At 44.5% G+C, this 6,580-nt stretch carries 6 protein-coding genes; 5 read left to right on the forward strand and 1 reads right to left on the reverse strand.

Features of this window, described 5'->3' with window-relative positions; all coding sequences use genetic code 11:
- The 4 genes from VIS94_02745 to VIS94_02760 all read left to right on the forward strand — a co-directional run.
- The coding region (locus VIS94_02745) for a glycosyltransferase family 4 protein (protein ID HEY9159990.1) at window positions 1-1,135 on the forward strand (1,135 nt) is incomplete at its 5' end.
- Between the two features lie 88 nt (window positions 1,136-1,223).
- A complete protein-coding gene (locus VIS94_02750) occupies window positions 1,224-2,681 on the forward strand; it encodes a hypothetical protein (protein HEY9159991.1) in 1,458 nt (485 codons plus the stop codon).
- A gap of 18 nt (window positions 2,682-2,699) precedes the next feature.
- Window positions 2,700-3,230 carry a hypothetical protein gene (locus VIS94_02755; protein ID HEY9159992.1) on the forward strand — a complete coding sequence of 177 codons (531 nt, stop codon included), beginning with the start codon at window positions 2,700-2,702 and terminating at the stop codon, window positions 3,228-3,230.
- 175 nt (window positions 3,231-3,405) lie between these two features.
- Complete coding sequence (locus tag VIS94_02760) at window positions 3,406-4,794, forward strand: DUF2142 domain-containing protein (protein HEY9159993.1); 1,389 nt, start codon at window positions 3,406-3,408, stop codon at window positions 4,792-4,794.
- An 11-nt stretch (window positions 4,795-4,805) separates the two neighbouring features.
- Here the strand turns inward: VIS94_02760 and VIS94_02765 are convergent, their stop codons facing one another.
- On the reverse strand, window positions 4,806-6,287 hold the full coding sequence (locus VIS94_02765; GenBank protein ID HEY9159994.1) for a LysM peptidoglycan-binding domain-containing protein: 1,482 nt from the start codon (window positions 6,285-6,287) through the stop codon (window positions 4,806-4,808).
- Window positions 6,288-6,404: 117 nt separating this feature from the next.
- Between VIS94_02765 and VIS94_02770 the strand changes: the two genes are divergently transcribed.
- Window positions 6,405-6,580, forward strand: a 176-nt coding sequence (locus VIS94_02770) for a glycosyltransferase (protein HEY9159995.1), incomplete at its 3' end; no start/stop codon positions are given.

Genomic DNA, 6,580 nt, shown 5'->3' on the forward strand with positions numbered 1-6,580 from the left:
CCTTTTTGACCTCGACCGCGTCTTGGTTTGCAAGCAGGGCCGACTCCCAAACGTAATGATTGTGACTTATGCCTTTTCTTACGGAGGTGGAGAAATCTTTCCGATTCGATTAGCCAATGCTTTAGCCGAAAATGGCACTGCGGTAACGATTTACAACGGACATCAAGAACCTACTGACAAAGGGGTGCGTGCAATGCTGCATCCCCAGATAGCGGTTTTCAACCATTCCTCCAACATCAACCTTCCTTTGGTGCTCAAGGAAATGGGGGCCGAGATTGTGCATACACATCACGCTTCCATGGAAAACCTTTTTGGAGTCTGGAAACTTTCTGATCCATCCCTTAAGTTTAAGCATATTACTACCATGCACGGTATGTATGAGATGATGGGTGAGGATTTTCTTGCAAATACGAAGAACATCATCCCTTCGGTAGATCATTGGGTTTATCTAACATCAAAGAACCTGGAGCCCTTCAAGCAACATGGGTTATATTCTGAAGACAAGTTCAGCCATATTGATAACGGTATGCCTATACCGCATGTTCAAGAAGTTGACCTAAGCCCCTATCGCATTAACAAGGATTCTTTCACGATGTGTGTGGTAGGACGGGCATTACCTGAAAAGGGCTGGAAGGAAGCAGCCCTGGCAGTGAGCACCGCCCGCAAACGAACTAATAAAGACCTTCATTTGTTACTAATTGGCGAAGGCGTTGTTTATAACATTCTGAGGCGGGATTCGCTGCCGGACTATGTGCATCTTTTAGGATTCCGAAATAATGTGGACGATTTCCTGGCTGTCTCGCAATTAGTGCTGATCCCTTCATACTTTAAGGGAGAAAGCTTCCCCTTAGTCTTGATTCAATCTTTCATGGTGGAAGTGCCAGTGATTGCCACGCGGATTGGGGAAATTGAAAGGATGATGACACTAGATAGCGAACATAAGGGAGGTATCCTCATAGATTTGAAGGATGGGAAAGTGGATCCGGAGGACCTCACCGAAGCCATTATAAAAATGGTGACAGATCAGAACTTTTATGATGAGTGTAAAAATTCTGTGCGGCTTCTAAAAGAGCGGTTTGATATAAAAAACGTGGCGAAAAACTATTTAGCACTTTATAAAAGAGTTTTAGATTAAAAGTCTGATAACGAATACCGGGGGTGAGGTTTTATGGGCTCGCATTTTGCAATTAATGATATAACATTCCCAAGGTGAGGAGATGCTGGTGAATAAGAAAAATACAGTCATATCGATACTTTCAGTTTTATGTATGGGTTTGTTTCCATGCTTTTTTCTCTATCTTCAAAACACTGGTATTGCAATCTTCAGTGATTTCTTAAGGATCGCGGGAATCTTTGCTTTAGGTAGCCTCGGTTTACTGGGTTTGAGCTTTCTTGTGTTTCGTAACATCGAGAAAGCTGCATTTTTTAGCGATGTTACCTTACTTTTTCTACTATATTTTGCCTTGATCGAAAAAGTAATCATAGAAAAATTCCCGATGCTCTATTACTGGCATATCGCACTAATTTGTCTCTTCTTGATCTTCCAAATCGGCTATCTAATTTATAGCAAAGTCAATATTAAACTTGCGAATCAATTCACCCAGGTTTTTTTGTTCCTTTTTGCAGGTTTAATCCTCTATAACGGGGTCATTTCAGTTCCAAAGGCGCTCCAGGCAGCCACGAATAAAGGGCAAACCCAAACACAAACCCAAACCACAGAACAAGAGAGTGCTTCTCCAACTTCTGTTACTAACGAGAAGCTGCCTAATGTTTATTATTTTATTTTTGATGAGTATGCAGGGTTTGATAGCATCCAGAGATACTGCAATTATGACAACAGCGCATTCTTTGATACCTTGGAAGATATGGGATTTGTTGTTTCAAGGCATTCCTTAAACTATACCAATGATACTTATACAGAAATTCCTAACTTGCTGCAGTTGAACAGAATCAATAAACCCTCAATGACCAAAGCAGATAAGCAAAGTAACGCAAGTAATCCATTCTTACTCCAGTTCTTGAAGGAACACGGATACACCATAAACGTCCTTGATATGTATAATTTTATTGATTTAGCTGCTGCTGATCTTCACTGGGATCCCCATTTTGTGACGACTCATGGAACCTTAGAGTCTTATGTCGTTAAAAATACATTTTATTATCCTTTTTATGATCTTAATGGCTATGACAGAGAGATAAGACACAGGCTTAATGCTTTTAAGTATTCTGAAGAGTCGAGCAAGATTGCAGACTCTAACCTGTTCACCCTAGGGATGTTCTGGTTTCCTCATGAACCTTTCATATTTGATGAAAATGGCAATAAAACAAACGACGCTGACCATTCAAATTTGCGCGATACAGGACCATACTTAGCACAATACAAGTATGCATCAACAAAAATATTAGAATTGGTTACTGAAATCATTAAGAATGATCCAAACTCAATTATTATTTTGCAATCCGATCATGGATATCGCTATCCCGACTTCTTAAAGAACTTATATAATATAGACATTTATGACATGAGTGTCGAATCGCCATACATGCGCAATATATTGAATGCAGTTTATTATCAAGGTCAGTTTATTGACATAGATAACTATTCAGGAATTAATACGGTGAGAACTGTATTAAACAAATTGCTAAATACAGATTTTGAAATGATCGAACAGCCTAATTAAGATCACGAGATCAATCTCATGGAAAAAATAAAAAACCCCGACTATTGGATAATCACAATTCTGTTGGTAGTTCTTTTTGTCTTTGCAAATGATATTGCTTTAGCCATCCCATTAAAGGAAACATATCATTTGCAAGAAATCGAACTAAACAAATACAATGAATTTGCAAAAGATTTTGATTATAAAATCGAATCTATTTATACGAAGCAAGATATTTTTTTCACAACTGAAATTAGCGGATATGCTTTACTTCAGCCTGATCAGGCTAGTCCTAATAAAGCTATCAAATTGGTATTCTCTTCTGCCGATAAACGTTATGAAGTTGATGCATCCATCATTGACAGATTTAATTTAAACCAGTTGTATGGAGATAAAGGCATCGTCGGCATTAACCATGGCTTTATCACGCGGTTTTCTCCATTGAAAATGGAGAACGGCATCTACAAGCTTTATATCTACTGCTATGAGAACGACAACACCATTGGGTTTATGGATACAAATCGAACCTTCGAAAAAACCTACCGCACCTTCAAAGAGGTGAAGAAATAGCCAAGCACGGTTTGGAAGCGCCAAGCGTAATGCAAAGCTCCCTTTACCTATCCTTTTTATGAAGCACAATACGAGGGCTGAGAGATTAGCTCTCGTTTGTTACTAAAACTCAATCTGGTTAAGATTTAGGCTTGTTGATTTATAATATGAAAAATATTTACACGCTGATGAATCCATGTCTAAATCAGAAGCCGCAGTATCCAAAAGCACCTCGCGCAAAACTCAAAAAGTGGTTTTGGCGTCCATACTGCTCGTCTTTGCCGCTTTCTCCACATATATCGCCCTCAACCTAGCCGAAGGCATCATCCCCGATGAGCCGGCACATTTTATCTTCTCTAAGGTCTATGCCACCACCTGGGGTATCCCGCCGGATTCGCCTGAAACGTATTCGCAGGGCTGGTATATTGCGCATAACCCCTTCCTCTACCACTGGATAAACGGCAGGGTAATCAACCTGATCATGCTTTTCAACCCGCTGGCAAGCGACAGGCAGCTACTGGTTGGGTTGCGCCTTACAAGTGTCCTTTATTCCCTAGGTACACTTTATTTTTGTTATCTCCTTGCCAAGGAACTGATCTGCAAGCCCTGGTGGCCGCTGCTACCAGTCTTTTTGCTGGCCAATACGCTGATGTTTACCTTTCTCTCGGGCGGAGTGAACTACGACAACATGGTGAATTTGCTCTGCATGGCAGGGTTGTATTTCCTCATACGCGCCTTTAACGGCAAGGATTTCACCACAAACTCCTTGGCTTGGCTCGTTTGCGTGTGCATAGGCTGCCTAGCAAAATATACTGTGCTGCCTTTGGCCTTGTTTTCTTTTATCGCCTGGCTGGTTTACACCATCCGCCAACACAAAACTATCTTTCCGCTGCCTAAGCTTGCCAAAGGGCAAATAGCCTTGTTAAGTGTGCTTATCCTGCTAGTAGTGGGGAATTTGGCAATTTATGGTTATAACTTGGTGGTCTACCGCGCGATCCTGCCCTCCTGCCCGGATCTCCTCCAGCCGGCACAATGCGACCTGAGCCCCTACCATGCCCGCTGGGAAACTTATAGCTTAGGGCGCAAAATGACCGTTTCCGAAAGCATCCAAGCCGGTTACCCGGATCCTCTAACATATTTCGTCGAGGTGTGGGTTAAGAACATGCTCACCAAAACCTATGGCATATTGGGGCATAAAACATATTACCCGGCGCATATCATCACTTTCTACCGATTGTTCTACTTAGGGATGCTGCTGCTGGCTGCCCGCTATTGCCGGCGCCCACCTTACGCCATCTGGAGCGCGGTTTTTATCATTCTTGGCTATGCTTTGGTGGTTTTTATAACCAATTACAACAGTGAGTTGAGTTACGGCTTTAAACATTTTGCTTTGCAAGGCCGCTACCTTTTCCCTATCATTGGGCTGGTTTATGGGCTGGTCGGGTATACGCAGAGCCTGATTAAGAACCGCACGCTGCGCATCGTGGTGCTCGCACTAACATTGATATTGTTCTTCGTGGGCGGACCAATTAAGTTCATCACGCGCTATGAAGGTGTGTTTTCCTCCTGGTTCCTCCCACGCTAGATCAATAAAAACTATTCCTGACCCTCTTTCGTCGAATCCTCTGGCGGCATCTGTTCAGAAGGCGCACTGGCTGGGCGCTTCTTGTGAGCTGAGCGGAATGCCATATATCCGCCACCCCCAAGGATGATGATCACTGGGATCAGCCACAGTGGGTTGAAGCCTGTGCCGACCCCAAACAGCGTGGTTTCTGGCGTCGCCGTGCTGGTCGGGCTGGGTAGTAAGGTGGGTGTAGGGGTGCTGGGCAAGGTTGGGCTGGGGGTCGGTGTGGGCGTGACGGGCGTTGGTGTGGGTGTTACTGTTGCCGGTGGCGTGACTCTTAAGAGCAAGCGGTCCCCAGGCCACAAGGGGTAATTTTCAGTCATGTTATTCCATGCGAGCAAATCTGCCAGGGGAATTCCATAGTAACCGGCAATCCACGAGAAGTTTTGCCCTTCTTTCACGATGTGATAATAGTTCCCATCGGCAGCCGGAGTCAGCATTTCGATCGGAGTCAGCGGGCGAGGAGTCGGTGTTGGGGTCACATTGCCAGGATAAATCACCAGCTTTTGGCCAATCTGCAAGGGCATATCCACCGTTAGTCCATTAAGCTCAAGAATGCAATTGACAGGCACGCCATAAACCTCACTAATCATGGTTAGGTTTTGGTAAGCTTGCACGGTGTGCACAATCCTCCCATCCGCATCCGGCGGACTGGCGGTGAAGTAACCAAAGGGCGTAGGGGTCATGTAACCCTTAGCTTTCGGGTTGGGAATGACCAGCTCTTGCCCCATTTGGAGCACAGTTCCTTCAGGCAAATTGTTCCAACGCAGGATTTCTTTAATCGTTGTTTGATATGCGACTGCGATAGCCCAGAATGATTGTCCGGATTGGACGACATGCACGATTTTGCCATTAGCATCCGGAGTCGCAATGGTGACTGGCACAATAATGCCATAGCCTCCACCACCCTCCACCGGGCCACCCGGGGAAGTGTAGGAGCCGCAAGCCTGCCCAGAAACATAAGCTGCCTGCAGCACGTAATAAGTGGAGCCATTGGAGGCCTTGGCAGTGCCAGCTCCAATATTGCAGTAATACGGCTTCACCGCAGGCAGCATGTGCGATTCATCTGACCACATAACCATGATTTCATCTATGCTGGCACCATACCCGATTGCAAAATTTTCGGTAGCCCAAACCTTGCTTCCGCCGCCATAACCCGCTGCAGCCAACCTGCCAGCTACGTCACCAATATGCCAAGAAAGCAGGTTATCAGCCATGGTCTGTGCAGTGCTTTGCGCCACGGCATTGATAATGGGATCTTCGATTAGGGTTTGCAATCCGTAAGAAACGCGTAATGTGTTCATTGCTAAAATGAGGTCTGCAGCTGTGACTTGTGAAAAGTCATAGCGCAAAGGCTCAGCCTTCTCAGCAAACGCTAAAGCCGGAGGAAATAAGGTTGAAGCCAGCAATAAAATACAGGCGATCAAACGCATTTTTATCTGTAGATTAAGCATGAGCTATATATATCACATTTTTTGCGCAAGGTTTTTATCAGCAGATCTTTGCTTTTACCCACAAAAGCAGAAAACCCTGTTAAAATAGGTCAACAGTAAAGAGCAGAAAGCGCCCGAGTGAAAAAGCTGATCATCCAAATCCCTGCTTATAACGAAGCCGAGACCCTGCCGGAGGTATTGGATGATCTCCCACGGCAGTTGGAAGGTATCGAGAGCATTCAAGTTATTGTAATTGATGACGGCTCGACTGATAACACTGCACAAGTGGCGCTGGAACACGGCGCCGATTTCGT

Source organism: Desulfomonilia bacterium (genome assembly GCA_036567785.1).
GTDB lineage: Bacteria > Desulfobacterota > Desulfomonilia > UBA1062 > UBA1062 > DATCTV01.